This window comes from Fervidibacillus halotolerans (assembly GCF_026547205.1).
In the GTDB taxonomy this organism is placed as follows: domain Bacteria; phylum Bacillota; class Bacilli; order Bacillales; family Caldibacillaceae; genus Fervidibacillus; species Fervidibacillus halotolerans.
Window position 1 is genome coordinate 1,436,281 of the sequence record NZ_CP106877.1, and the last position, 25,481, is coordinate 1,461,761.

Below are 25,481 nucleotides of genomic sequence, written 5' to 3' on the forward strand. Positions count from 1 at the left end.
TCATAAGAAGGGCCTGACTTTTTTCGTCAGGCCGAACCTTCCGTTTTATTGCAATGTTGAAAAAAACTAGCGATCGTATCCGTCGGTACAAATTGTTTGTCTGGAAACATTTCTTGTACGGATTTGACCATTTGTTTACCGATTCCTTGACTCCGATGGGAAGGATTGACAGTAATATGTTGTACTACCATCGTTTTTTCATCCGTTTGTACGAACCCAATCAGTCCGATAAAATCCTCATTGGCTTTCCATAAAAACAGATACCAATTTTCATCGGTTTCATACTGTTTAACCGTCTGTTGCAATCTTTTTAAGTCCTTTTCTTCCGGCATGAAAGATAAAAGACCCATTGCAATTTTTTCAAATATTTTCTTATATCGAATCAGCATAACAAATCCCTCATTATATAAAACTAGTCCTTCATATTCTTTCCCAATCGACATCTTTCATTCTGTCTTAAGGAGCTATGATGAGCCAATAATAACCTCCCCAGAGCAATGCGACAAATAAAAGGGTAATAAACAGGATGATATTTTTTTTCCGCATATCCATCCCCCTATTACATCTTCTACTATTCTACTATATCCAAAGGAAAAATGCTAATCTACCTATAAGAAGAATCCACTACCCTTTTGTAAACTATACCATTATCGTTTGTGAATGAAAAGGGTATTTTATCTTATTTTACGGTTTCATATAACGGTACATCTAATTTCATTAAATCTTCATAACTTTCCCTTTTTATGGCAAGTTGGGATTTCCCATCTTCTACAAATACAACCGCAGGTCTTGGAAGTCGATTATAATTACTCGCCATCGAATAACCATAGGCACCTGTGCAAAAAACTGCTAAAAGATCGCCTGCTTTTGTCTGTGGTAAAGATATATCCCAAATGAGCATATCACCCGACTCACAAGCTTTTCCAGCGATGGAAACGGTCTCCTTCGGTAACTCTAACATTTTATTGGCAACCACCGCCTCGTATTTTGCGTCATAAAGGGCTGGGCGAATATTGTCACTCATTCCTCCATCGACGGATATATACGTTCTTACGCCATGAATTTCCTTTCGTGAACCAATTTTATAAAAGGTCGTTCCCGCATCTCCTACTAAAGACCTACCGGGTTCGATCCATATTTCCGGTATAGGAACTTGAATCCGATTCGCTTGTCGTATGATTTCCTTTCCAATCGCTTCAATATATTTATACGGTTCCAACGGTTGATCCTCATCCGTATACCGAATACCGAAACCTCCACCGACATTGACAATTTCTGGAATAAAGGAAAAATGTTCCTTCCACCTTTCAATATACGTAAATATTTTTTGAATCGCCATAATAAATCCATCGGTTTCAAATATTTGTGAACCGATATGACAATGAATCCCTTTTACTTCCAAATTCGGCTGTGTAAGAGCTAATTCTAACGCCTTTTCAGCCTGACCATTTTGCAGGTCGAAACCAAATTTCGAGTCCTCCTGCCCCGTTAAAATATAATCGTGCGTATGGGCTTCCACACCTGGGGTCATCCGAAGTAAGACCTCCTGTCGAATCCCTCTTTTTTGACAAAACGACTGAAGTCGATTTAATTCATGGAAATTATCGACGACAAAATAACCAATCCCATAATCTAACGCCATCTCCATTTCCTCATCGGATTTATTATTCCCATGAAAATGAATTTTTTTTGGAGGTATATGGGCTTTTATTGCGGTATACAGTTCCCCGCCGGAAACGACATCTAAAGAAAGACCTTCTTCGTTAATTAATTGAAAGATAGCGACCGAGGAAAAGGCCTTCGACGCATAGGCTACATGCCCATTTATATTTAACTGTTTAAAGGCATTGAGAAAGCTCCTCGCTCGATTTCGGATCAAGGATACATCATATACGATCAGAGGAGTCCCATATTTTTCAGCTAGTTTCAACGAATCACAACCACCGATTTCAAGATGGCCATTTTGATTTATTTTCATTGAACCATATAAATGCATCTTATTTCTCTCCTAACCGTTCCTAAATTATAAAAACTTTACCATAACATGTTCCGTTATGCAATGTAGGTATCATTTTTTTCAAAGAATATTGCATAAAATCTGTGGGAATTTGGGGAATTTCCTTACTATGTTTTTTGTTTATATTTATTTCTCGGTTGAACGATGCTCGGTCGAATTTTTGCTCCCGGGGTCGAACGACGAACTAATATTTGCATAAATGCCCTCCAGCGAAAGGGAATCAATGGCCATAAATACGGGGTGTTTAGGGATCGAATCGATGCTAAATACAATAGTAACAACGTTGTTCCTACGATGAAACCTGGAACGTGGAAAATGGCGACAAAAATTAAAAGGAAGACCCTGGCAATTTTATTCGCCACACTCAATTCATAACTCGGTGTAGAAAAGGTGCCGATGGCCGAAACGGAAATATATAGAATGATTTCAGAAATAAAGAGGCCAACTTCAACGGCAATTTCTCCAATTAATACCGCTGCAATAATTCCCATGGCTGTGGAAAGGGGAGCAGGTGTATGAATTGCGGCGATTCGTAAAAATTCGATCCCTATATCTGCTAAAATTAACTGTACGAATACCGGTACATGGGATTCTTCCTTTGGACCGATATAATCGATCGTTTTCGGTAAAAGATCCGGTTCAAGGACAAATAAATACCATAAAGGTAATAAAAATAAGGAGATCCATATCCCAAAAAATCGCGTCCAACGAATCAATGTTCCAACTGCTGCAGACTGTCGATATTCTTCAGCATGCTGAACGTGATGAAAATACGTCGTTGGGGCAATAATAACGCTCGGAGACGTATCGACGATAATTAAAACATGTCCTTCCAATAAATGCGTTGCTGCAACGTCTGCCCTTTCCGTGTATCGAACGAGAGGAAAGGGATTATACCCTTGTTTTACGAGAAATTCTTCAATCATTTTATCTGCCATAGTCAGCCCATCAATTTCAATCTGTTTCATTTCCTTTCGAATAATGTGTAACAAGTTTGTATTTGCCACATCCCGTAAATAGGCGATGGCCACATCCGTCTTCGATCGTTCTCCTACCTTCAATAGTTCGAAACGAAGTCGTTCGTCCCGGATACGTCTTCGAATAAGGGATGTGTTCATAATAATGTTTTCCACAAATCCATCCCGTGATCCTCGTACAACCTTTTCCGTATCCGGTTCTTCCGGTTGCCTTCCCGGGTAACTTCGAACATCGATGATTAATGCTTCCCTTTCCCCCTCAATAAAAAGGACTACTAACCCTGAAAGAAGTTGATCCACGACTTCATCCATCGTCGATACCTTTTCTACAGATTGGATAACAATTCGATTTTCAATCACCTTTTCAATTTTTGTCAATAACCGTTCGTCCTCATTGATTTGAACGATTTCTTTCAACAATTCCGTAATCATATGATTGTCATTTAGTCCGTTTGTATAATAAAGATGAATCTGTTTTTTTCGAACATCGATTTTTCGGACTCCAAGGTCAAAACTCGTTCCTAAACCGATTCGATCTTTCATATATGCTTCCACTTCCCTTAAGTGGGAAGGAATATGTACCATATTCATAAAGCCAACACCTTTCTGTATATGTTGATCGATCCTTCCAACAAAACATCCACCTCCTCCATCGTTTACAAAGTGATAAAATATAACCAATGGAAGAGGGAGCCACAAATTTTCCCGAAGACGACAGCCCCAATTAAATAAATGATTTTTTCTTCCAAATGAATTCGTTTTGCAAGGATGGGAAAAACATTTAAAACCTCCGTTAAAGCTGCAGCTAAACTACCAACAAATATTCCGTAACATAGACCGATTGCTAACAGAAAAATCGGAGGGATGGAAAATTGGGGTTCAAATAAGCTAACATATGATCCAAAGATTGCACCGAATATGACGGCTGCTTCATAAAGAACGATTTTCCTTGCCGTTTTCGTCAGTTGCATCATCCTCGGTATAATCCCCAATACGGTAATGAAAGCGACAAATCCCCCGCCAACTGCCACACCTGCGGAAAGGGAGACGATAACAACGCCGAGCATTTTAATCATAGATTTTTTTCACACTTTCTTTGTTTTCATGCATAATAATATATTGGTCAACAGCCTGCTGGTAATTATTCATTTCCACTTCCAACGGACTCGGTTCTTCATTAAATCGCTTTTTAAACACATGATTAAAAAAAAGAACCATACCGAGACCGAGACCAAAGGAATAAGGAATTTGGAAAATAAGAGGTTTATCTTCCTTTATACCTGTTAACAGAAAGTACAATTTTTGTTGGACTTTTTGCATACTCACATCCTCATGAAAATTCATAATCGTAATTGCTGATCCGATAAAAAGGACGAGCCAAGCAAGGAAAAATAAAATCATTGATGGTTTACGAATTCGATAGATGACTTCGACGATCGTTTGGGCCGGTCCAATCGGTTGAATTTCCAAATCCTTTTCGTACTTCCTTATGGCAGAAATTACAGCCATACAATCGATGACAATCGTATTTTGATCCTGTTTCGTAACCGTATAGACAGGGATTTCCTCCAACCGATGTGTTTGCTCCTTCGATGCGATGATCCGAGCCACATCTTTCACTCGAATTCTATGATTTTCTTTTACTTGAATGCGGTGGCGCATCCGTATGTAAACAATGTTTTTCATTATACTCACATCCCAATAACCTTCTATCCATAGTATTGGAAATGATCTTTCCTTTCATAATCGGCAATTATTGACATTCCCGAAAAAACGAAATAAAAAACCGGTGGAACTATTCTTCTTCCATCCGGTTTTTGATTTGTTTCAAGATTTTCTTTTCCAAGCGGGATACTTGTACTTGTGAAATACCTAGCCGATTTGCCACTTCCGTTTGTGTTTGATCCTTATAATATCGTAAATAAACGATGAGTTTTTCCCGATCGTCCAAATGTTCAATCGCCTCCTTTAAGGCGATTTTATCAAACCATTTTTCCTCGTTTTGGTCACTTATTTGATCCAACAATGTAATCGGATCGCCGTCATTTTCGTATACGGTATCATGAATGGATGCGGGAGCAACAACGGCATCCTGAGCCAACAACAATTCATCGACAGGAATTTGTAAATATTCACTCACTTCGTTAATCGTAGGTGCTCTACCAAATTCCTTCGATAATTCGTCCTTTGCCCTTCTTAATTTGTTACCGACTTCCTTTAAAGACCGACTAACTTTTATTGTACCGTCATCTCGAATAAACCGTTGAATTTCACCAATGATCATTGGGACCGCATAGGTAGAAAATTTCACATTGAATGAGAGATCGAACTTATCCACAGATTTTAATAGACCGATACAGCCAATTTGAAACAAATCATCCGGATCGTACCCTCGATTTAAAAATCGTTGTACGACAGACCAAACGAGGCGCATATTTTTTTGGACAATTTCATTCCTCGCTTCTTCGTCCCCTTCTTGGCTTCTTTTGATTAATATCTTCAGTTCTCCATCTTTTAAAAAGGATTGGTCTGAACCTTTTTTCACTTCCACATCCATAGGCAATACCCCTTAATTGCACGGTGCTTTCGTTTTAGATAACCGTTTCTTCAACTTCACTACCGTGCCTTCCTTCGGTTTCGATTCGATCGTCATTTCATCAGTGAAATTTTCCATGATGGTAAAACCCATTCCTGATCGTTCCAGTTCAGGTTTCGTCGTAAAAAGCGGTTGTTTCGCCTCTTCAATATCCGGAATCCCTACACCTTGGTCACGGATTTCCATTTCCACAACGCTTCCTTCGATTTTTACCTTTACAGAAATGATACCTTCCCCTTGATTTTCATAACCGTGAATAATTGCGTTCGTTACGGCTTCTGATACGACCGTTTTAATTTCCGTGATTTCATCCAATGTCGGATCTAATTGGGCGACAAAGGCGGCGACTGCTACCCGGGCAAAGGATTCATTTTGGCTGACAGCTAAAAATTGCAATTGCATTTCGTTTTTCATTTTCCGACCCCCAATCTTGTTAAAGCGATCTCTTCTGTTTCCTCAAGCCGGATAATTTTAAACAATCCGGACATATTAAATAATCGCTCAACAGATGGAGTCAATGAACATACAATTAAGTCACCACCAAACTGTTTTATTTGCTTGTATCTGCCTAAAATCACCCCTAAACCCGAACTATCCATAAATTCAAGATTTTTTAAGTTCATGACGAGATGGTGAATATTCCATTTTTCAATCGCCTCGGATACTTGCTCTCGTACTTGATCCGATGTATGATGATCCAGTTCTCCACTCAATCGTACGATCAGAACAGATTGTTTTACTTCCAAATCAATTCCTAGACTCACTATACTAAGCCTCCTTATTCCCGTATAGTGAGTCAATTCGCTACTTACCTTTCAAATTCCTTCTAACCGACAAAAGTAGACGTAATTCGAACTTTTCTGATCGATCCTTTTATGATTCGATTTTCATCAAATGTTTAAATGTTCGTTTATATAAAGTCCACCAAGAGGCAGGATGAATCGTTTCCCCTGCTACGAGGGATTTTTCGATAATTGTATTTCCATTTTCGGATATTTTGATCGTTCCGATTCGATCTCCCTTTTTCACAGGAGCTTTCACCTTTTCAAACTCCAATTCCTTTTTGATATTTTCGACTTTTTCTCCTTTTTTAACGAGGATGGAAATCGGGCTTTCCGTCTCGGCTTTCAATTTCTGTTTTTCTCCCTTTTGGACAACAACTTCACCAACCGTTTGGCCCTTTTTATATAAGGGGACCGTTTCAAATTGACTATACGCATAGTCAAACATTTTGGAAATCTGTCTATTCCTCTCTTTCGATGTCGGTGCCCCGAATATTACAGCAATGATTCGCATCCCATCCCTTTTGGCAGTCGCCGTTAAACAATATTTCGCTTCGCTTGTAAATCCTGTCTTCAATCCATCGACACCCGGATAAAATTTCACGAGTCGATTCGTATTTACAAGCCAAAATTTCTTTTTCGTTCCTTCCCGTAAATATGACTCATATTGACCGGTGTATTTCGTAATGATGTCATACTTTAATAATTCCCTTGCCATTATGGCCATGTCTTTTGCACTACTATAATGATCTTCAGCTGGAAGACCGGTGGAGTTTTGGAATTTCGTATTTTTTAAACCTAATTGCTGTGCCCGTTCATTCATCATTTGGACGAACGCCTTTTCCGATCCGGCGATTCGTTCTGCCATTACGACACTCGCATCATTAGCCGATCCGATGGCGATCGCTTGAAGGAGCTCATCGACGGTCATTTCTTCCCCTTCTTCTAAAAAGATTTGCGATCCACCCATACTCGCTGCGTATTCACTCGTTCGTATTTTTTCATCTAATCGAATCTTTCCCTTTTCTAACGCTTCCATCATCAAAAGCATCGTCATAATTTTTGTCATGCTCGCTGGGGATAATCGTTCATCACTATTTTTTTCGTATAAAATAGTTCCTGTTTCCATCTCCATTAATAAAGCGGATTTGGCCTGATCGGCAAGTTCGATCGCTTGTTCTTCCGCATATCCCACCTGTGGAACTAATACACTCAATGCGAGAAAAATAACGGGCAAAAGATATAATCGTCTCATCATTGTCCCTCCAGAAAAAAATATGGCATTGTTCATCGGTTCGGATTCGGAAAGGAATATTCATTCACCTACGTTCATTTCCTCATTGTTTCCAATCTAAACCGTTTTATACAATAATTTCCTCACTTTCCATATAAAATTTTCATTTTTTTAACGACTGTTGCATCAAACTTTAGAAAAGGAAAACTTTTTCCTGAACATGTTTCCCAATCGGTTTAATATTGCTGTCAATGGACAAAAAAACGACTTGAGGAATTGATCGTTCCTCAAGCCGGTAAGTGGTCAAATAAACTTTTCTATTCATTTATAATATCGTGAATAAGTTTTACTGGTTCGATTTTTTCCTTTGATTGGATAATGCTTTCCTTTAGCAATTGTTTTACGTCATCAATCTTTTCCCGATTCGAGTGAATCGTTAAAATGGATTCGCCTTTTGTTACTTTATCACCAATTTTTTTCCGTAAGACGATACCTACTGACAAATCGATGAACGATTCCTTCGTCGCCCTTCCAGCACCTAACAACATCGCTGCAACCCCAATTTTTTCTGCATCCATCGCAGCAATCCATCCATCTTCTTCAGCGGTTAAATCAAAGCGATATTTTGCTTGGGGAAGTTTTTCTGGATGATCGACTACAGAAGCATCTCCACCTTGGGAAGTGATAAAGGTTTTAAATTTTTCCAACGCTCGACCGCTGCGAATCGATTCAATTAACATATTTCTCGCTTCTTCGATGGAATCAGCTTTTTTTGCCAAATATACCATTTGACTACCGAGAGATAAACAAAGTTCTGTCAAGTCCTTTGGTCCCTCTCCCTTCAACGTATCGATCGCTTCTTTCACTTCCAGGGCGTTACCGATTGCCAATCCTAGCGGTTGGTTCATATCGGAAATAATAGCAATTGTGTTCCTTCCGATCCGATTTCCAATTCGAACCATTGCCTGGGCCAATTCCCTTGCTTCCTCCAATGTTTTCATGAAAGCACCGGAGCCCGTTTTTACGTCAAGGACAATACAATCGGCACCTGCTGCGATTTTTTTACTCATAATTGAACTGGCAATTAACGGAATACTAGGCACCGTTGCTGTCACATCTCGTAAAGCGTACAATTTTTTATCTGCTGGAGTTAAGTTTCCACTTTGCCCAACGACAGCCATTTTATTTTCATTCACTAAACGGATAAATTCATCGTTAGAAATTTCCACATGAAATCCGGAAATTGACTCAAGTTTATCGATTGTTCCACCCGTATGCCCTAAACCTCTTCCACTCATTTTTGCAACGGGAACACCAACGGAGGCGACTAATGGACCGAGTACTAACGTCGTCGTATCTCCCACGCCACCTGTCGAATGTTTATCCACTTTAATCCCATCAATTTTTGACAAATCAACTTTGTCTCCAGAATCGACCATAGCCATTGTTAAATCGGTTCGTTCCCGTTCATTCATCCCTTGAAAATAAATAGCCATCATTAATGCACTGGCTTGATAATCAGGAATATCTCCATTCGTATATCCGTTAATGAAAAATTGGATTTCTTCTGTAGAAAGTTCCATTCCATCCCGTTTTTTTTCGATAATATCCACCATTCTCATCATGACCGCGCCCACCTTTATGATTGATTTTTCTTTTAAACCCAACCGTGTTTATTTGTTTATCCATTAATCCATAATTTCTTTAAGAAAACTCTTTCCGTATTTTGGCATTTTAACTTGGAAATTTTCCGCCACTGTCGCACCGATATCAGCGAAGGTTTCTCTAATTGGTAATTCTTTTCCTTCTTTCATTCCTTTGGAATAGACAAGTAATGGTACATATTCACGAGTATGATCCGTTCCATGATGAATCGGGTCGTTTCCGTGATCAGCGGTGATGATTAATAAATCGGTATCTTCCATTTTTTCAAATACTTCTTCTAAACGCTGATCGAATTCTTCCAACGCTTTTCCATATCCGATCGGATCCCTTCTATGTCCGTAAAGGGCATCAAAATCAACGAGATTTAAAAAGCTTAAACCGGTGAAATTCATATCGAATGTTTGTAACAATTTATCCATTCCATCCATATTCGATACGGTCCGTAACGCTTTTGTGACCCCTTCTCCATCATATATATCGGAAATTTTTCCGATGGCAATCACATCGAAACCGGAATCCTTTAACTCGTTCATCACCGTCCGTTCAAAGGGTTTTAAAGCATAGTCGTGACGATTTGCCGTCCGTTTAAATTCTCCAGGTTTTCCGACAAAGGGACGGGCAATGACACGACCGACCATATATTTTTCATCCAAAGTGAGTTCGCGACATATTTTACATATTTCATACAGTTCTTCCAAAGGAACGACTTCTTCGTGGGCAGCGATTTGTAATACGGAATCTGCAGACGTATAAACGATCAGTGCCCCTGTTTTCATATGTTCTTCCCCAAGTTCTTCAATAATCGCCGTTCCACTTGCAGGTTTGTTACCAATAACCTTTCGTCCGGTACGTTTTTCAATTTCATCGATTAATTCCTTAGGAAAACCTTCTGGAAAGACTTGAAAGGGAGTCTGTATATTGAGTCCCATAATTTCCCAATGTCCAGTCATTGTATCTTTCCCTTTAGATGCTTCCTTCATTTTTGTATAGTATGCTAAAGGCTTTTCTGCTTTCGGGATTCCTTTTATTTCCCGAATATTACTTAACCCTAATCTTCCCATATTCGGCATGTTCAGCCCGTTCATCCGTTCAGCGATATGCCCTAACGTATCTGCACCAAGATCGCCAAACTGTTCTGCATCCGGTGCTTCTCCGATTCCTACAGAGTCCATAACAATTAAAAATATTCGTTTAAATGGATAAGTAGTCAATTTCTTTTCCTCCTTTTTCCTGTGACAACGTTTGTTTCATGTCTAACTTCCGAATAAGAAAGCTCCCCAATATGGGCAACCTGTATAAGATGCGGCATTGTTTATCGCCCCAATTTGTATTGTGGAAATGTAAACGTTATATTGCCGACAATTTTATTTTATATGAGTTTTCTTTCACAAACAACAAAAAGAAATAAACCGAGTAACAGAGCATAGATTTAAGCCCTCGGATGGTACTTTCCATAGACATCTTTTAAACGGGATTTTGAAACATGGGTGTATATTTGTGTCGTTGAAATATCTGAATGGCCTAACATTTCTTGTACGGATCGTAAGTCTGCCCCATTTTCTAACAAGTGGGTTGCAAAGGAATGACGAAGGGTATGGGGCGTTAACTCCTTTTGAATCCCCGCCTTTTGTGCCAACTGTTTCAATATTTTCCAAAATCCTTGGCGTGAAAGACGTTTCCCATGATGATTCAAAAATAAAGCATCCGTTCGATATTTCTGCCGAAGGAGTTTCCGACGTCCCTTTCGAATATACGTATCAACTGCAGAAAGGGCGTATTTACCAATCGGAATAATCCGTTCTTTATTCCCCTTTCCGATACATCGGACAAATCCCATCGTAATATGGACGTCTTTAACATTCAAATTGATTAATTCACTAACCCGCATTCCAGTTGCATACATCAGTTCCAACATCGCCTTATCCCTCAAACCGAATGGTGTCGTCTCATCGGGGGATTGAAGGAGAACTTCCACTTCATTTACATTTAATACTTTCGGCAAAGTCATTTCCCGATGGGGCGTTTCAATATGTAAAGTTGGATCAAAATCGGTAATCCTTTCACGTAATAAAAACTGATGAAAGGAACGGATGGACGCGATATGTCTAGCAATCGTGCGGGAAGACTTATTTTCCTGTTTCAACCGATTCAAAAATTGCATAATATCGCTTCTTTGCACCCGATTGAAATCGGAAATATTCAGCTCCTTTTGTAAAAATTGACAAAAGCTATTTAAATCCCTTTTATAAGATTGGATCGTGTTTTCAGCCAGACCCTTTTCAACGATGAGAAAATGGAGGAAATCTTGCATTTCATTTTTCACAATCATTACTCCCCGTTCAAATAAAACAAAATGAGGCGATCCAGCCAGCGAGAATCTTCCCTATCATCCTTTGGTGATAGGACTTTTACCGCTTTCCCTCTCGGCTCCTCATTTTGATTATGTATTCGATATTCTTCATTCAACCACATGATAGCATAATAAAATAAAATCGTAAAACCGGTAAAAAGAAAGAACACTTTAAACATTTCCCAAATAAATTTCAACCATTTCATCCGATCAAACCCTTTAACGAAACGTTTTTACTACAACTTATGCCTGATCGGACAAAAATTATACGTGGTGGAGAAAGTTTTCGAGATAATGAAAAAAGAAAACAATGAATTTAGTCGAACTAATTTCATTGCTTCCATTCTCAATTATTTAAATCGATGCATTTTTTGTCTTCGGCTTTTCCTTCTCATGCTCTTTTTGGCAGCGATGACAAATACCGTGGAAAGTGAGACGATGATCCTTCACTTGGAATTTCCACCTTTTCTCGACGATTACTTCCACATCTTCTAGTAAATCTTCTTGGATTTCCTCGACAGAACCACATTCAATACACACGAGATGATGGTGAAAATGGGCAGCACCTTCCTGTCTTAAATCGTAACGAGATACACCATCACCGAAATTTATTTTGTCGACGATTTTTAATTCCGTTAATAGTTCTAAAGTTCGATATACAGTCGCCAAGCCGATTTCAGGCGATTTTTCCTTTACAAGTAAGTAGACGTCCTCTGCACTTAAATGATCGGATTCATTTTCCAATAAAACCCGTACCGTTGCTTCCCGTTGAGGAGTCAGTTTATAACTGGATGCATGCAGTTGTTTTTTGATTTTCTCAAGGCGATTCTCCATAAAAATGCTCCTCCCTCGCCAGTGTATCATTATTATATCAAATTGAAAGGGAGTTGCAAACTATAATAATTTTAAATAATAAATTATATTTATTATTAAATCATAATATTTATTATATATTTAAAATCCCTCTCATCATTATTGGTGTAATATACGCCTCGATGATTGCTGCAACACATAAAAGAAGAATGGCAATACCAAAAAAAAGACCGTATTCAATAAAAACGGGTGTAAATGGTTGGAATGTGGACCGTATAAATAATTTTTTAATCATTTGCACAGAAAAATGTACCGATACAACCGCCATTGAAAGAAACACTGGTATAATGATGAAATTTTGCGGTAATATAGAAATAATTGCTAAAAATACCCCTTTTAATCCCATTTGTTGAACGAAAAATCCGACGGTAAATCCGATGACCACACCCTTTAAAAAAATCAAAATTAAAATGAGAGGAAGACCGATCATGGAAATACCTAGTATCCACATTAATCCGATATATTTGCTGTTATAACCAATCGAATGCCAAAATACATCCTTCGGTTGAATCGTTTCCTTTTGTTTCAGTTGATTAAAAAATTCATTTAAAATATAAAACAAATCATCCTTTTGGGTAACGCTTAAACTATTCACGAGAATCGCTCCAAATACGACACCCATAATAAACAATACGGTATGAAATATGTACATCGAGGAATGGGTTTGAATATGTTTGTGGATTATATTTGACTTTATCCTTTTCTTCATGGAAACTTCCTCCCAAATCTAAGTTAATAGATTGTATGACCGATTTTCGAGAAGTATTCTATGAAGAAAAGAAAAATCATAGATTTCACCTAAAAATCCCTAAATAAAAAAAAACGGTTTGAAACAACCGCTATTCCACTAGATGTTTTTATTCATCTTTTTTGAGTCAACTAGTTTTCCGTAACGTCCTCCCCCTCCCGCTTCCATCGTGAGATTTCCTTCCCTCGCTTCAATAATCATCGAAGCAATTTCAAAAGGAACGACCTCTTTTAACTGATCGAAAGTGGCATGATGAATAACTCCCATTTCCGTCCCGAAACGATTTAATAACTTTTCCAATCTTTTCGGACCGATCCCCGGGATAAATTCCAAAGGGACTTGGTGGATATAAGGCGGTCGTTTTGGAAAATGGTCCGTATCGGTTAATTCATGAATGCGGACAGAAACTCCTTTGATCACCTGTTTCGATTCACATTTTGGACAAGTTCCCTCGTCTCGTTCCAATGGGGTTTCACAATGCTTACATACACTTCGGTAATACTTCCCAAGAAGGGGATCCAAACCGTAATTCGCCACGATTTTCCGTCCATCTTTTCCTTTTAGAGCGCGAGCGATTTCAGAAAAACTCCCCTTTTCAAGGTGAAGGGATTGATATTCCCTCCCGATTTTCGGTAAAGAATGGGCATCCGAATTTGATAAATACGGGTAACGATGCAATTGGTACAAATGATCAGCCATTTTCGTATCCGAACTTAAACCGAGTTCAATGGCATCGATCAAATCCGGGTCGAATACTTGAGTTAAATCCTTTTCGACTCCCTTCCCAAATAAACTTTTAAACGGGGTGAACACATGGGCTGGAACAAATAGTCCGCCTAGTGCTTTCACAACTCTTTGTAATTCCCTACCCGTCGCATAAATCCTTTGAGAGCTTAAATGGATGTTTTTTACTTTTCGATTTAGCCATTTAGAAAAAACCTTCATCGATTCCAAATTAGGAAAATAGCCTAATACATGAATCGGTCCGTTACAATTCGAATCATATATTTCCAATTCGCTACCGCAAATTAGGGTCGTTTTCCCTTCAAAAAGAAGATTCCCATCGTCTTGAACTATTTTCCCCTTTTCGATTAAATCCTCGATTTCTTCGAGAACCTCTGGACAATGGCAATCGATTACACCGACGATATCGATTCCCTTTTGATTCTTCGCCGTTTGCAAAATATTCGTCAATGTTAAGTTTTTCGCCCCCGTTATTTTTACAGGGCGATTTGCTTTCGTTCTACCAATATGGATGTGAAAATCTGCAAAATATTGCTTCATTCTTACTTCCTCAGCGCCCTTTGAATTTTCCAATATTGAATCGCATAGACAGTTTTCGCATCGTAAATTTTTTGTTCATCAATGAGCGTAAGTGCCTGTTCGAATGTCACTTCATGAAGCCGTAGAAATTCATCCTCTTCCGTTTTCGGATTCTCTACCTTCAAAATATTTTCTGCTTTAAAAAGATGGACCAATTCATCGCTAAAACCTGGCGAAGTGTAAAAGGAAGCGATCGGGTTGAGTTTTTCGCAAGTATATCCCGTTTCTTCCTCCAATTCCCTTTTCGCTGTAGTTTCCGGTGATTCCCCATTTTCCATTTTTCCTGCAGGAATTTCAAAAAGGGATCGTTCCAATGGTTTCCGATATTGTTCAACTAATACTAATTTATCTTCATCCGTAATCATTATGATAGCAACTGCCCCTGGATGTTTGACGATTTCCCGTTTGCTTGTTTTTCCATTCGGCAATTCCACTTCATCCACATGAAGGGTAATAATTTTTCCATCAAAAATCGTTTCTCGTTTCAATGTTTTTTCTTCGAATGTATTCAATGTCACCACTCCTGTTTGAAATAAAAACCACTGTTTTTATATTAGCATAATCCTTTAGCAAAAAAAATGTACGGGTCAGCTCTGAGGAGTAAAAATTCTTCGAGATAAATTGAGCTTCTAGCCCCCAAATTTTGATAAATATGCGATAATTTATCTGGATTTATCAAGATTTAAGGGGGATTTGTGAATGTTAACAAGGAAAGAAAAAAGAGAAAGAGAAAAAAACCAAAACTTTTTCTTCGACTTCGTTAAGATTCAAAATCATTTCTTTAAAGACTTGGTAGATCAACTAAAAAAAGTAAAAGATAAAAGGCATCAAAGCTACATTACCTATGGTCCAGAAACAATCCTTTACACCATTCTTCTTAAAAGTGTATTTGGAATCAAATCAATGAGAAGTATGACCGAATTGTTTAATAAGGATGAATGTATCGAAAATATTCGAGTAGTTTTGGGTTTGAAAGAGCTCAACGAGCTCCCGCATTATGATACAATTAATGACTTTTTAGCAAAGTTGGAGCCAAAAGAGCTTGAAACCATAAGGATTTATCTAATCAAAAAACTTTTTGAAAAAAGATGCTTAGAATCCTTCCGGATTCTAAATAAATATTGGCCAATTGTTTTCGATGGGACAGGTATCCATACATTTAAGGAAAAACACTGTGAACATTGTCTGAGAAGGGAATACAAGGATAAGGAAACCGGAGAAACAAAAGTGGCATATATGCACCATGTTCTAGAAGCCAAGCTTGTGGTAGGAGATATGGTTCTTAGCATCGCTACAGAATTTATAGAAAATGAGTCAGAAAATGTTCCAAAGCAGGATTGTGAGTTAAAAGCTTTTATGAGGCTAGTCGATAAATTAAAGAAAACATTTAAACGTCTTCCTATTTGTCTTATCGCAGATAGCCTTTATGCTTGTGAACCAGTATTTGAAATTTGTGATAAACACAATTGGAAATATATTTTCCGGTTCAAAGAAGATCGGATTAAAACGGTTTCTCAAGAATTCAGAGCAATCCAATCTTTAGAAACGAATGGTAAAAGCTCAGAATATTTCTGGGTCAATGATATTGCTTATAACGATCGTTTGGTAAATCTTGTGGAAAAAGTAAAAGTAACTGAGAATGAGAAAAAACAGGAGTTTCTGTTTATTACAAACTTTCGAATAACTGAAAGGAATGCAGAAATACTTGTTCAGGCAGGTCGAAGACGCTGGAAAATAGAAAATGAGGGTTTTAATAACCAGAAAAATGGTTGGTATGAAATTGAACATGTGAATTGTCATAATTACAATGCACTGAAAAATCATTACTTACTTGTTCAAATAGCTGATATCCTTGTTCAACTATATAAATATGGGTCAAAACTTTTGAAGCAGCTGAAAAAGTCAGCAAAAGAAATATCCTCGAAGCTGTTAGAAGCGATCCGAACCCGCATTATAACAGTCGAGGATTTGAAAAAATGTAAAAAAATACAGGTTAGGTTTACATATACCTAACAATTCTATTATAGCAGAAGGGTGTGATGAATAGGGAGTAAAAAGCAAGTTATCCACAACTTTATAGAAAAATCGCATTAATAGGACTAGTTTTTAAAAATTTTAGAAGGAAAGTAACTGGAAAATTTTACCAACTGTGGATAATTTGAAAATCCCTATTTTGACGAAAAACTTTGAAATATACTCTTCATAGCTGTGTACGGGTATTCCGTATTGCGGTTTCCTAAACGTTCATCATACAATAAAAAAAGGAGGTGTGTTGCGATTGGAAAAGAGAAAATTAGGGAACACAGATCTGTTCGTATCAAAAGTCGGTCTCGGTTGCATGTCCCTTGGAACCGACGAAAAAAAAGCGAGGGAAATCATCGCCTATGCCCTCGATTCAGGGATTAATTTTTTCGATACGGCAGATTTGTACGATTACGGAATAAACGAAAAGATCGTCGGTAAAGCGTTAAAAGATGTGCGGGATCGGGTGATTATTGCTACAAAGGTTGGAAACCGGTGGAATAAAAACAAAGATGGTTGGTTTTGGGGGCCTTCAAAAACGTATATAAAGGAGGCGGTCAAAAACAGTTTACAACGACTCGGAATCGATTATATCGATCTATATCAACTTCACGGTGGTACATTAGAAGATCCGATGGATGAGATTATCCAAGCCTTCGAAGAATTAAAGGAAGAAGGAATGATTCGTCATTATGGAATCTCTTCGATTCGTCCGAATGTCATTCAACAATATGCGGAAAAATCAAAGATCGTCTCTGTGATGATGCAATATAATATGTTTGACCGTCGACCTGAAGAACAGGCGATTCCGTTATTAGTAGAAAAAGGAATTTCCCTTCTCGCCCGTGGACCGTTAGCCAAAGGGTTACTTACAGATCGGTTTTTCGAAAAAGTGAGCGAAGGAATTAAGAAAAACGGCTATATCAATTACCGTTATGAAGAACTAGAAGCTATTTATCATCGATTAAAAGAAACTTTTGGACCGAATCGTTCAATGACGGAAGTAAGCCTTCAGTTTGTCCTTGCAAATCCTGCCATTGCATCCGTCGTCGTCGGTGCAAGTTCCGTTGAACAATTAATCGAAAACGTAAAGGCAAGCAAAACAAAACCGTTAACGGATAAAGAGTTAGAGCAAATTTTATCAGTGACGAAGAAAAACACGTACGAAAAACATCGAATATAAAAAAAAAAGAGAGGCTGGTTCCGCTTCTCTCCTTAGGTAAGAACAATCGATTTTTTCGTGCGGTGGCGATGAATGGAAATATACCATTCATTTAAAAAAAACCAAATAAATAAAATCCGATGATCATTACCCCGATATCAGCTAGTATATGCAAGATCCACGAATTCAAAAAATGATCTGATTTTGCATTCAACCAATTAAATAACATCCCGATGATCCATAGTCCGATTAAAGCGAGTACAATGAGCCAAAAATCGAACCAAAGGGCAAAAATGGCTACGTGGTACACGGAAAATAATATGGAAGAATAAAGATAAGCAAATACTTTTCGATTCTCCCTATAAAAATTCAAAAATAGAAATCCACGAAAATAAAACTCTTCTAAAAGGGAATTTCCGAACGTAATATACAATGCAACCAACAGGAAACCTTTTGGCGTAATTTCCAGACGCGTCATTAAATCATTTAAAATCGCATCCAATGCAATCCATGGAAGAAAGAGGAAAAAAGCAGAAAGGACAATTCCTATGGATAACAGACCGAGGGAAAAACTAATACCTAATTGTTTCCGATCGATCCCTTTTACATTTAAAAATTCCTTCAGTGGCTTTTTCATGATGAATGTAATATAAAATAGCGGGATAAGGAGAAATAAAATGATTTTCGATCCCGTTTTGACGATATAAGATGCACCGATTAATTGTTCGACAACCAACAGCATTCCACAACTCGCTAAACTCAGTATTACGATAATGGGAAGATGCGATCTTTTTAATCGACTCATTTAAATTGTTTCCAATCCAAGTTGCTTTCATCTAATAGCTGTTCGAAGGTTTTGGATTGTTCGCGTCTTTTTCGCTCTTCCCTAATTCGCATTTCTTCCTGCTTCCTCTTCTGTTCTTCCAGTGCCTTTAGTTCCTTCTTTTTTTGTTGTAGACGTGACAATACATTCGAATCGAGCGTCTCTTTGATTGACACTTTGTTTTCCTTTTTGTCCATCGTCCGATGCCTCCTATTAAAATAGAACGATTGTTATATTTTAAATTTTTCGTAATTATTGTATTTTTGTTCGATTATTTTTACAATAAACAGAAAAGGGGATGGTATGATGATTTTACCAAAAAAAGTGACGATTATTGAAGTGGGACCGAGGGACGGTTTACAAAATGAGAAAGCATTTATTCCAACCGATGAAAAAAAGGCATTTATCACCGCTTTAAAAAAGGCCGGATTTAAAGAAATGGAACTCACTTCCCTCGTCTCACCAAAATGGGTACCTCAACTGGCCGATGCGGAAGAAATTATCGAATCTTGCGTCGATGTGGCAACGCGAAATTTCGTTCTCGTTCCCAATGAAAAGGGGGCAAAACGGTTGTATGCATCTAGAGCGAATGCGGTAGCCGTGTTTGTCGGTACAAGCGATACGTTTAACAAAAAAAACATTAATAAAATGACAAAAGAAAGTTTGCGAGAATTAAAACCGCTAATTAGTGATTTCAAAAGGAAAGGTTATTTCGTACGGGCATCGATCTCCACCGCCTTCCACTGTCCTTATGAAGGAAAAATTTCCGAAGAGAAAACCCTCTCCCTTTGTAACCAATTTGTCGACTACGGTGTCGATGAACTTTGTGTAGCTGATACGATCGGGATGGCGACCCCGACGGAAGTTTATTCCCTTTTTACGAAATTAAAGGCGACCTTTCCTAATATTTTGATTTCCGCCCATTTCCACGATACGAGAAAAATGGGACTGGCTAACGTCTTTGCCGCTCTTCAAGCAGGAATTGACCGTTTTGACAGTTCCGCTGGTGGTTTAGGTGGTTGCCCCTTTGCCCCCGGTGCGTCGGGGAATGTGGCGACGGAAGATGTCGTATATATGTTGGAACAAATGGGAATTTCAACGGGCATTCATTTAGACGAATTGACAAAGGCGCTGGCCATCATTCGACCATACCTTTCCCGACCATTGGATTCCGCTTATTTAAAAACAACGGGGCAGTTGTCCTAGCAAATTTATAAAAAATCCCCTCGATGATAGAGGGGAAAAAACAAATGGAGCGGAGAAGGTGGGATTCGAACCCACGCAACGGTTGCCCGTCCTAGCGCATTTCGAGTGCGCCCCCTTAGACCACTTGGGTACTTCTCCATTCATATAATTTATATAAGGAATTCACAACATGAAATATTATACATAAAAAGTTTGCAGTTGTCACTAGTTTTTTAAAAAAAATTTTTCCTAACGGGTTTTGTTTGTACGAGGTGATTGAATTTCTTCCCTTTCAGCGATACGATGAAAATATAGTATATACAATAGGAGGTTGTTTTATGGAAAAGGTAACGATTAAAGTAAATGATAACGGTTCTTATCGGGTGTCTGGCGATGTAGAATTAATCGATGCAGAAGGAAATGTTTTCGAGACGAAAAAAACCTTCTCCCTTTGTCGTTGTGGTTATTCGAAAAACAAACCTTTTTGTGACGGTAGTCATAAGGGGAAATTCGAATCGGTCGTACGCGCAGAAAAAGACGGGGAATAATTTCTCCGTCTTTTTCCTCGCCGATGACCATATGCAAAACGGCTAAGCTACCCATCCAATTCAATCCGATCGATCGCCGCAATCGGAATACAATAGATTCGATTACATTCATCCTTCATCCGCAAACATTTTGAAACGATATCGAAGGAATCGATCCTACCTGTAATCCTTTCATAGCGATGATCTTCATAATAACGTACGGTTACGACTTCTCCCGTCATCCGAGCCCGTTGGACAATTTGATCCATCTGCTCCAACATTTGTCCATCCGGTTCACTTCTTTTTTCCCACTCATCTTCCTTCGTCCATTCCCGCAACAGTTTTACATGTTCAGGGAGCATCATCGCCGTCCATTTTATTCGACCACGGTCGCGAATCATCTACCCACCCCCCTTCATCGCCAACATTCACTCTGGGCAGATCCCTTAAAGGAAAATCGTGGAATTGATTTGCTACATGTAAGATCCCAATATTTTTTACCCAATTTTTTCCGATACGCACACGGAATCGACCCTCAGCACTTTAACTGAATATCAACAGCCACGATTTTTGTGCACGGGACTTCTTTTTGGACAATAAGATACTTGAAACATTACGCTTTATGTCCACCGACGAGTTTCGCACGGATTCTCTCCGTCCCCCCTTCCGCATAGGATACGGCCCGAAGGAGGGATGTGGAACCGAAACGGTAACGAATACGATCCATCGTGTAGCCGAGTTCCCGCTTTTTCCATCGGTCCGGTTCGAACAAATCCAGTTGCATCCATCGATCAGGAACGACGTTAGAGATTGAAATCGATATTTGACGAACGGTGCGTCCGTCGTAATGATTATAAAAAAGTTCCAAACAAACCCGATACACGTCCATCGTAATGTTCGTCGGCCTATCAATCGTCTTCGAACGGTAAAAACCACCGCCCATCTCCTCATAGCTGTATCCGATGCCGAGGCTAATCGTCCGTCCTGCCATTTCATGGGAACGGGCTCGCCGTGCGACTTCTTCACTCATTTCTAAAATAACACGTCGAATCTCCTCTTCCTTTTTATAGTCACGGAGAAGGATTTGACTTTTTCCGAAACTAATTTGTCCGTCCATAATGGGGGCACCGATTTCCGATAAATCAACTCCCCAAGCATGGTAATAGAGCTGATTTCCGATGATCCCAAATTTCCCTTCAAGTGTTGCCAAATCATAATGGGCGAGCTGACCGACGGAAAAAATTCCTAATCCATTTAATCGTTTTTCTAGCCTTTTTCCGATTCCCCACATTCGATGTAATGGAGTGATCGGCCAAAGCTTTTCCGGAACATCCCGATAGGACCAATAGGCGATTCCCGATTGTTTCGCTTCTAAATCGAGGGCTAATTTTGCTAGCAACATATTCGGACCGATACCAATAGCACAGGGGAGCTGAAATTGCCGCTGGATCTCATCGCGAATTTTTTCAGCAATCGTATAGGCATCCCCCCAAAGATAACGGGTACCGTCAATTTTAATAAAACTTTCATCGACACTATAAACATGGATGGCTTCTTTTGGAACATAACGGTAAAGGAGTCGGGTAATTTCCGTTGAAACCCGTAAATACGTCGCCATTTTCGGTTCGACAATATGGATGCGAGGATCATCCGGCACTTCAAACAGACGAGAGCCGGTTTTAATTCCGAATTCCTTTTTCATTTTTGGAGAAGCAGCTAAGACGACGCTTCCTTCCCGATCATGATTCCCCGCGACAACGACATAACTATCCAAAGGGTCAAGCCCTAACATAACTGCTGAACAGCTTGCGTAAAAACTTTTCATATCGATACATAAAATATGTTGGTGGGGCAGTTTACTGTAATCGACCATTCACTTCACTCCTACAAACATATGTTTGTATTTATTCTATACCTTATAGTACACGAATATACGTTCGATTTCAATGGATGGTTATTCCAGCCCTACTTCTTATTACGCTGAATCGCCAATCGGAGGGATCCTTCCTTTTCTTCAAAAATGGGAAAAACAAAAAAACCCGCAACGATAGGCGGGTTTAAAAAAAAACTAACTATAAAACAGACGGTATAATTTCGAAATTTCATATTCCAGCTCGTCCATACTGACGAAACGGGCTTTTCGCAACATTTCCTTTCCTTCCACATAAAGGAGTAGTACCGGGATCGTAAACACGGAAAATTTTTCTGCTACTTCAGGAATCAAGTCTGTATTTACGTAGGCACTTTTTATTTTCGGATAATCTTTTAATAAATCCTTCACTTTTGGTAACAGCGCACGGCAAACACCACAATTAGGTTGGGATACGTAAAAAAATGCCAATTCATTTTCATCGATAAACGAATCGATTTCTTCAATTTTTTCAATGTTAATCATGTTTCGATCTCCTTTCTATGAGATCGGGGACTATTTTCGAAGTAAATTCCAGTAACTTTTCAGAAAGGTAAACCAATTTTTTCGCTCCGAAAAATAACTACGAAATAAGCGTAAAAATTCTGGATACTTTCCTTTATACGGATACCATTGAATTTCCCGATTCCTTTTCCCCCGATCAATAACAATTGCTTTTTCATGACAAAAAATCGTTAAACCTTGTGCACCGTGGTACCGACCGATTCCACTTTCCTTCGTTCCTCCAAAGGGAAGGTAATGATTGGCGACAGATACGATCACATCATTAATATTAACCGCACCGGATACGAGTTTCGATGCTACCCTTTTCGCCCTGTTCATATCCGAGGTCCAAACGCTGGCGTTCAATCCGTATTTGGAATCGTTCGCTAAACGAATTGCCTCTTCCTCTGTATCAAAGGGAAGGACGGACAATACCGGGCCAAAGGTTTCTTCACAAACTAATTCCGTCTCTGGATCGACGTTTGCAATGACCATCGGATCGATAAACATCGTATCATCCCATTGTTTCGGCAATGTTCCTGTTTTCAACTCGGCTCCCTTTTCCAATGCTTCTTCCACTTGCCTTTTTACAATATCCTTTTGAATGCTATACGTCATCGAGCCGATATCCGCATCCATATCAGATCCTTGGACGAGCTTTTCCGTCTCTTCCTTCAATAATTTAAGAAACGGTTCGTATACGCTCCGCTCCACATACAACCGTTCAGCACTCATACAAACTTGACCAGCGTTTGTAAAGGCTGCCCAAACGACACCGCGAGCAGCACGGCGCAAATTCGCATCGGAAAAGATGATGACCGGATCCTTTCCACCGAGTTCTAACGTGGTTGGAATCAGTTTTTCGGCAGCAATCTTTTGAATGATTTTTCCCGTTTTTACCGAACCGGTGAAAAAAATATAATCCGGATCCCCCTCGGTAAAGGCCGCACCGATTTCCTTTCCTCCATGGCCTACTTGAATCGTACCTTCTGGAAGATTCGCCTTTTGGAATAGTTCGTCGATCCATTTTCCAACGAGGGGAGTCACTTCGGACGGTTTTAAAATGACCGCATTTCCCGCAGCTAAAGCACTTAATGCCGGAACGAGGGATAGTTGGAAAGGATAGTTCCACGGGGAAATCACGAGGACAACTCCCCTTGGCATATATTCCACATACGATTTTTTCCCAAACAATAACAAAGGGGTTTTCACCTTTTTCGGCGATAGGACGTGTGGAGCATGTTTAACGATATGATCAATAGCGTCCAAAACAGGCATCACATCGGAAACGAGAGCATCTGTCGGAACTTTCCCTGTATCTGTTGCAATCGTTTCAACAATCGTATCTAAATTGTCTACAATAATCGACTTTACGTTTTTCAAATAGGAAAGTCTTCGTTCGATGGGAAGGTCGCTCCAAGAAATGAATGCCTGTCGAGCCCTTTTATAAAAAATAGGAATTTCTTCTATTTTCGTTTCCGGAATCTCCCCAACCTTTTTCCCAGTTGCAGGATTGATCACCGGTAAATGCGACATAACCGTCCGTCCCCTTTCCTTTTTATTCTCATCATAGGCCGTTCAACGAATAATGGCAACTGATTCACATCGGTTAACGAATCTTTATATGAAAACGTTGATCTTCTCTATGGCGTAGGTAAAAATCGATCATCGAAGGCAGTTGTTCCTTTAAGTCTGGGCAAGAAATTCCTCCCTCAAGTAAATCCCTTTGGGCGATTGTCGAGTCAAATGTGCCTTGCCAAATGAAATAATCCGTAATCTCCTTTTCAACATGTAAGGTACGACGAATGGACGGAAAAGAAAGGAGAAAATTGACAAGTGATAATGGAATCCTTCCCTTCGGTGACCGACCGAGCATTTCCTTTAACATCATTTCATACAGTTCTTCCGCCGTATACGGGTTCGGATCGGTCAAATGATACGTCTTTTTCTCCCCTTTCTTTTCATGGCTTAAATAAATTACAGCATCGACGATAAAATCGATTGGAACGAGATTCACTTTCCCATTTAATTTGCCGACTTTCGGGAAAAATGGAGCGTGTTTTAGACGATAAATGGCGTTTAAAAATAAGTAGGGACCATCAAATTTCGATGTTTCACCGGTTTTCGAATGTCCCTTTATGATTCCCGGTCGAATAATTGTAACAGGTCGTTTTTCCATCACGTCTTTAACGAGTATTTCTGCTTCAAATTTCGTTTCCTCATAATAATTTTTAAATGAGGGCGGACGAACGAGCTCATCTTCCCTCAAGATTCCCTCACGTTTTCCAGCGACATACGCGGTGGAAAAATACACATATCGCTGTAATTCGGATAGATTTAAAACGAATTGATTCATATTTTTCGTTCCGATGACGTTTACCCGATAAGCCACATCCTTAGGAACTGCTAGATCATAAATGGCAGCTAAATGGAACACATGGCTAACCGAGCCTTGCAACTCCTTTACGGTTTCCCGTTCCAATCCAAGATCCCTTTCCGTAATATCCCCGGAAAGAATTTGAAAACGGTCTTCTAAAAGTCCATATTTTTCCATCCATTCCCCTCGAATCGCCTCCGCCTGTTCCTTAAGGGAAGGTAAAACGAGGACATACATTCGTTTAAATTCCATTCCTTTTTCCAGTAAACCGACAATGATTTGATTCGCAACAAACCCAGGAAACCCGGTGAAAAAATAAACCGGTGTCATTTTCTCCCCTCCTCTAAATCCATATCATAACTCCCATTGTCCCCTTGGCAATCCATATAAATTTCCCTTCATTTCCC

28 protein-coding genes and 1 tRNA gene are annotated in these 25,481 nt (G+C 39.2%); 4 read left to right on the forward strand and 25 right to left on the reverse strand.

What is annotated here, in order from left to right; genetic code table 11:
• Positions 1-26: 26 nt before the first annotated feature.
• The 17 genes from OE105_RS06845 to OE105_RS06925 all read right to left on the reverse strand — a co-directional run bounded on the left by OE105_RS06845 (position 27) and on the right by OE105_RS06925 (position 15,077).
• A complete protein-coding gene (locus OE105_RS06845) occupies positions 27-389 on the reverse strand; it encodes a GNAT family N-acetyltransferase (protein WP_275422022.1) in 363 nt (120 codons plus the stop codon).
• Positions 390-679: 290 nt separating this feature from the next.
• Positions 680-1,996, reverse strand: a complete 1,317-nt coding sequence (gene lysA / locus OE105_RS06850; protein WP_275422023.1) for a diaminopimelate decarboxylase — start codon at positions 1,994-1,996, stop codon at positions 680-682.
• 128 nt (positions 1,997-2,124) lie between these two features.
• Positions 2,125-3,585 carry a spore germination protein gene (locus OE105_RS06855; protein WP_275422024.1) on the reverse strand — a complete coding sequence of 487 codons (1,461 nt, stop codon included), beginning with the start codon at positions 3,583-3,585 and terminating at the stop codon, positions 2,125-2,127.
• A gap of 65 nt (positions 3,586-3,650) precedes the next feature.
• Entirely contained in the window at positions 3,651-4,070 is a 420-nt protein-coding gene (locus OE105_RS06860) for a stage V sporulation protein AB (RefSeq protein WP_275422025.1), read from the reverse strand.
• Positions 4,063-4,680 (reverse strand): stage V sporulation protein AA, encoded by a 618-nt coding sequence (locus OE105_RS06865; RefSeq protein WP_275422026.1) that lies wholly within the window; start codon positions 4,678-4,680, stop codon positions 4,063-4,065. Before OE105_RS06865 ends, OE105_RS06860 begins: the two co-directional genes overlap by 8 nt.
• A gap of 109 nt (positions 4,681-4,789) precedes the next feature.
• Positions 4,790-5,551 (reverse strand): RNA polymerase sporulation sigma factor SigF, encoded by a 762-nt coding sequence (sigF, locus tag OE105_RS06870; RefSeq protein ID WP_275422027.1) that lies wholly within the window; start codon positions 5,549-5,551, stop codon positions 4,790-4,792.
• Between the two features lie 12 nt (positions 5,552-5,563).
• Positions 5,564-6,004, reverse strand: coding sequence for an anti-sigma F factor (gene spoIIAB, locus OE105_RS06875; RefSeq protein ID WP_275422028.1), 441 nt, complete (start codon positions 6,002-6,004; stop codon positions 5,564-5,566).
• On the reverse strand, positions 6,001-6,354 hold the full coding sequence (spoIIAA, locus tag OE105_RS06880) for an anti-sigma F factor antagonist (protein ID WP_275422029.1): 354 nt from the start codon (positions 6,352-6,354) through the stop codon (positions 6,001-6,003). Before spoIIAA ends, spoIIAB begins: the two co-directional genes overlap by 4 nt.
• Positions 6,355-6,463: 109 nt before the next feature.
• A complete protein-coding gene (locus tag OE105_RS06885) occupies positions 6,464-7,630 on the reverse strand; it encodes a D-alanyl-D-alanine carboxypeptidase family protein (RefSeq protein WP_420842580.1) in 1,167 nt (388 codons plus the stop codon).
• A 293-nt stretch (positions 7,631-7,923) separates the two neighbouring features.
• Entirely contained in the window at positions 7,924-9,228 is a 1,305-nt protein-coding gene (locus OE105_RS06890) for a pyrimidine-nucleoside phosphorylase (protein WP_275422119.1), read from the reverse strand.
• Between the two features lie 66 nt (positions 9,229-9,294).
• A complete protein-coding gene (gene deoB, locus OE105_RS06895; protein ID WP_420842591.1) occupies positions 9,295-10,443 on the reverse strand; it encodes a phosphopentomutase in 1,149 nt (382 codons plus the stop codon).
• Between the two features lie 257 nt (positions 10,444-10,700).
• The gene (gene xerD, locus OE105_RS06900) at positions 10,701-11,594 is read right to left on the reverse strand and encodes a site-specific tyrosine recombinase XerD (RefSeq protein WP_275422032.1); all 894 of its coding nucleotides are present in this window, start codon (positions 11,592-11,594) and stop codon (positions 10,701-10,703) included.
• Positions 11,595-11,599: 5 nt separating this feature from the next.
• Positions 11,600-11,827 carry a YqzK family protein gene (locus tag OE105_RS06905; protein ID WP_275422033.1) on the reverse strand — a complete coding sequence of 76 codons (228 nt, stop codon included), beginning with the start codon at positions 11,825-11,827 and terminating at the stop codon, positions 11,600-11,602.
• 148 nt (positions 11,828-11,975) lie between these two features.
• Positions 11,976-12,455 carry a ferric iron uptake transcriptional regulator gene (gene fur, locus OE105_RS06910; RefSeq protein WP_275422034.1) on the reverse strand — a complete coding sequence of 160 codons (480 nt, stop codon included), beginning with the start codon at positions 12,453-12,455 and terminating at the stop codon, positions 11,976-11,978.
• Positions 12,456-12,567: 112 nt separating this feature from the next.
• Positions 12,568-13,203: a stage II sporulation protein M gene (spoIIM, locus tag OE105_RS06915; RefSeq protein ID WP_275422035.1), complete on the reverse strand. Its 636-nt coding sequence runs from the start codon at positions 13,201-13,203 to the stop codon at positions 12,568-12,570.
• 138 nt (positions 13,204-13,341) lie between these two features.
• Positions 13,342-14,526: an endonuclease Q family protein gene (locus OE105_RS06920; RefSeq protein WP_275422036.1), complete on the reverse strand. Its 1,185-nt coding sequence runs from the start codon at positions 14,524-14,526 to the stop codon at positions 13,342-13,344.
• Positions 14,527-14,528: 2 nt separating this feature from the next.
• Entirely contained in the window at positions 14,529-15,077 is a 549-nt protein-coding gene (locus OE105_RS06925; RefSeq protein WP_275422037.1) for an NUDIX hydrolase, read from the reverse strand.
• A gap of 187 nt (positions 15,078-15,264) precedes the next feature.
• On the opposite strand from OE105_RS06925, the gene OE105_RS06930 reads away from it, so the two are divergent.
• Complete coding sequence (locus tag OE105_RS06930; RefSeq protein WP_015865126.1) at positions 15,265-16,578, forward strand: transposase; 1,314 nt, start codon at positions 15,265-15,267, stop codon at positions 16,576-16,578.
• 265 nt (positions 16,579-16,843) lie between these two features.
• Positions 16,844-17,770 (forward strand): aldo/keto reductase, encoded by a 927-nt coding sequence (locus tag OE105_RS06935; protein ID WP_275422038.1) that lies wholly within the window; start codon positions 16,844-16,846, stop codon positions 17,768-17,770.
• A 91-nt stretch (positions 17,771-17,861) separates the two neighbouring features.
• Here OE105_RS06935 and OE105_RS06940 read toward each other — a convergent pair whose 3' ends face one another.
• A complete protein-coding gene (locus tag OE105_RS06940) occupies positions 17,862-18,491 on the reverse strand; it encodes a CPBP family intramembrane glutamic endopeptidase (protein WP_275422039.1) in 630 nt (209 codons plus the stop codon).
• Positions 18,492-18,550: 59 nt separating this feature from the next.
• Positions 18,551-18,769, reverse strand: coding sequence for a YqkE family protein (locus OE105_RS06945; protein WP_275422040.1), 219 nt, complete (start codon positions 18,767-18,769; stop codon positions 18,551-18,553).
• Between the two features lie 109 nt (positions 18,770-18,878).
• Between OE105_RS06945 and OE105_RS06950 the strand changes: the two genes are divergently transcribed.
• Positions 18,879-19,778, forward strand: a complete 900-nt coding sequence (locus OE105_RS06950; protein WP_275422041.1) for a hydroxymethylglutaryl-CoA lyase — start codon at positions 18,879-18,881, stop codon at positions 19,776-19,778.
• 50 nt (positions 19,779-19,828) lie between these two features.
• On the opposite strand, the gene OE105_RS06955 is transcribed toward OE105_RS06950, so the two are convergent.
• Positions 19,829-19,916 (reverse strand) — tRNA-Ser (locus OE105_RS06955).
• A gap of 179 nt (positions 19,917-20,095) precedes the next feature.
• On the opposite strand from OE105_RS06955, the gene OE105_RS06960 reads away from it, so the two are divergent.
• Positions 20,096-20,305: a CDGSH iron-sulfur domain-containing protein gene (locus OE105_RS06960; RefSeq protein ID WP_275422042.1), complete on the forward strand. Its 210-nt coding sequence runs from the start codon at positions 20,096-20,098 to the stop codon at positions 20,303-20,305.
• A 47-nt stretch (positions 20,306-20,352) separates the two neighbouring features.
• Here the strand turns inward: OE105_RS06960 and OE105_RS06965 are convergent, their stop codons facing one another.
• The 5 genes from OE105_RS06965 to OE105_RS06985 all read right to left on the reverse strand — a co-directional run bounded on the left by OE105_RS06965 (position 20,353) and on the right by OE105_RS06985 (position 25,404).
• Positions 20,353-20,685, reverse strand: coding sequence for a YolD-like family protein (locus tag OE105_RS06965; RefSeq protein ID WP_275422043.1), 333 nt, complete (start codon positions 20,683-20,685; stop codon positions 20,353-20,355).
• Between the two features lie 212 nt (positions 20,686-20,897).
• Positions 20,898-22,157, reverse strand: a complete 1,260-nt coding sequence (locus OE105_RS06970) for a Y-family DNA polymerase (protein ID WP_275422044.1) — start codon at positions 22,155-22,157, stop codon at positions 20,898-20,900.
• Positions 22,158-22,352: 195 nt separating this feature from the next.
• Complete coding sequence (locus OE105_RS06975; protein WP_275422045.1) at positions 22,353-22,679, reverse strand: thioredoxin family protein; 327 nt, start codon at positions 22,677-22,679, stop codon at positions 22,353-22,355.
• A 30-nt stretch (positions 22,680-22,709) separates the two neighbouring features.
• Positions 22,710-24,233: an aldehyde dehydrogenase family protein gene (locus OE105_RS06980; protein WP_275422046.1), complete on the reverse strand. Its 1,524-nt coding sequence runs from the start codon at positions 24,231-24,233 to the stop codon at positions 22,710-22,712.
• A gap of 73 nt (positions 24,234-24,306) precedes the next feature.
• The gene (locus OE105_RS06985) at positions 24,307-25,404 is read right to left on the reverse strand and encodes an SDR family oxidoreductase (RefSeq protein WP_275422047.1); all 1,098 of its coding nucleotides are present in this window, start codon (positions 25,402-25,404) and stop codon (positions 24,307-24,309) included.
• Positions 25,405-25,481 lie beyond the last annotated feature (77 nt).

What these genes read in the sequence shown, in the direction of transcription:
- OE105_RS06845 (WP_275422022.1), bottom strand. Translation starts at nt 389, where the DNA reads ATGCTGATTCGATATAAGAAAATATTTGAAAAAATTGCAATGGGTCTT.
- lysA (WP_275422023.1), bottom strand. Translation starts at nt 1,996, where the DNA reads ATGCATTTATATGGTTCAATGAAAATAAATCAAAATGGCCATCTTGAA.
- OE105_RS06855 (WP_275422024.1), bottom strand. Translation starts at nt 3,585, where the DNA reads ATGAATATGGTACATATTCCTTCCCACTTAAGGGAAGTGGAAGCATAT.
- OE105_RS06860 (WP_275422025.1), bottom strand. Translation starts at nt 4,070, where the DNA reads ATGATTAAAATGCTCGGCGTTGTTATCGTCTCCCTTTCCGCAGGTGTG.
- OE105_RS06865 (WP_275422026.1), bottom strand. Translation starts at nt 4,680, where the DNA reads ATGAAAAACATTGTTTACATACGGATGCGCCACCGCATTCAAGTAAAA.
- sigF (WP_275422027.1), bottom strand. Translation starts at nt 5,551, where the DNA reads ATGGATGTGGAAGTGAAAAAAGGTTCAGACCAATCCTTTTTAAAAGAT.
- spoIIAB (WP_275422028.1), bottom strand. Translation starts at nt 6,004, where the DNA reads ATGAAAAACGAAATGCAATTGCAATTTTTAGCTGTCAGCCAAAATGAA.
- OE105_RS06885 (WP_420842580.1), bottom strand. Translation starts at nt 7,630, where the DNA reads ATGATGAGACGATTATATCTTTTGCCCGTTATTTTTCTCGCATTGAGT.
- OE105_RS06890 (WP_275422119.1), bottom strand. Translation starts at nt 9,228, where the DNA reads ATGAGAATGGTGGATATTATCGAAAAAAAACGGGATGGAATGGAACTT.
- deoB (WP_420842591.1), bottom strand. Translation starts at nt 10,443, where the DNA reads ATGGACTCTGTAGGAATCGGAGAAGCACCGGATGCAGAACAGTTTGGC.
- OE105_RS06905 (WP_275422033.1), bottom strand. Translation starts at nt 11,827, where the DNA reads ATGAAATGGTTGAAATTTATTTGGGAAATGTTTAAAGTGTTCTTTCTT.
- fur (WP_275422034.1), bottom strand. Translation starts at nt 12,455, where the DNA reads ATGGAGAATCGCCTTGAGAAAATCAAAAAACAACTGCATGCATCCAGT.
- spoIIM (WP_275422035.1), bottom strand. Translation starts at nt 13,203, where the DNA reads ATGAAGAAAAGGATAAAGTCAAATATAATCCACAAACATATTCAAACC.
- OE105_RS06920 (WP_275422036.1), bottom strand. Translation starts at nt 14,526, where the DNA reads ATGAAGCAATATTTTGCAGATTTTCACATCCATATTGGTAGAACGAAA.
- OE105_RS06930 (WP_015865126.1), top strand. Translation starts at nt 15,265, where the DNA reads ATGTTAACAAGGAAAGAAAAAAGAGAAAGAGAAAAAAACCAAAACTTT.
- OE105_RS06940 (WP_275422039.1), bottom strand. Translation starts at nt 18,491, where the DNA reads ATGCTGTTGGTTGTCGAACAATTAATCGGTGCATCTTATATCGTCAAA.
- OE105_RS06945 (WP_275422040.1), bottom strand. Translation starts at nt 18,769, where the DNA reads ATGGACAAAAAGGAAAACAAAGTGTCAATCAAAGAGACGCTCGATTCG.
- OE105_RS06950 (WP_275422041.1), top strand. Translation starts at nt 18,879, where the DNA reads ATGATTTTACCAAAAAAAGTGACGATTATTGAAGTGGGACCGAGGGAC.
- OE105_RS06960 (WP_275422042.1), top strand. Translation starts at nt 20,096, where the DNA reads ATGGAAAAGGTAACGATTAAAGTAAATGATAACGGTTCTTATCGGGTG.
- OE105_RS06965 (WP_275422043.1), bottom strand. Translation starts at nt 20,685, where the DNA reads ATGATTCGCGACCGTGGTCGAATAAAATGGACGGCGATGATGCTCCCT.
- OE105_RS06970 (WP_275422044.1), bottom strand. Translation starts at nt 22,157, where the DNA reads ATGGTCGATTACAGTAAACTGCCCCACCAACATATTTTATGTATCGAT.
- OE105_RS06975 (WP_275422045.1), bottom strand. Translation starts at nt 22,679, where the DNA reads ATGATTAACATTGAAAAAATTGAAGAAATCGATTCGTTTATCGATGAA.
- OE105_RS06980 (WP_275422046.1), bottom strand. Translation starts at nt 24,233, where the DNA reads ATGTCGCATTTACCGGTGATCAATCCTGCAACTGGGAAAAAGGTTGGG.
- OE105_RS06985 (WP_275422047.1), bottom strand. Translation starts at nt 25,404, where the DNA reads ATGACACCGGTTTATTTTTTCACCGGGTTTCCTGGGTTTGTTGCGAAT.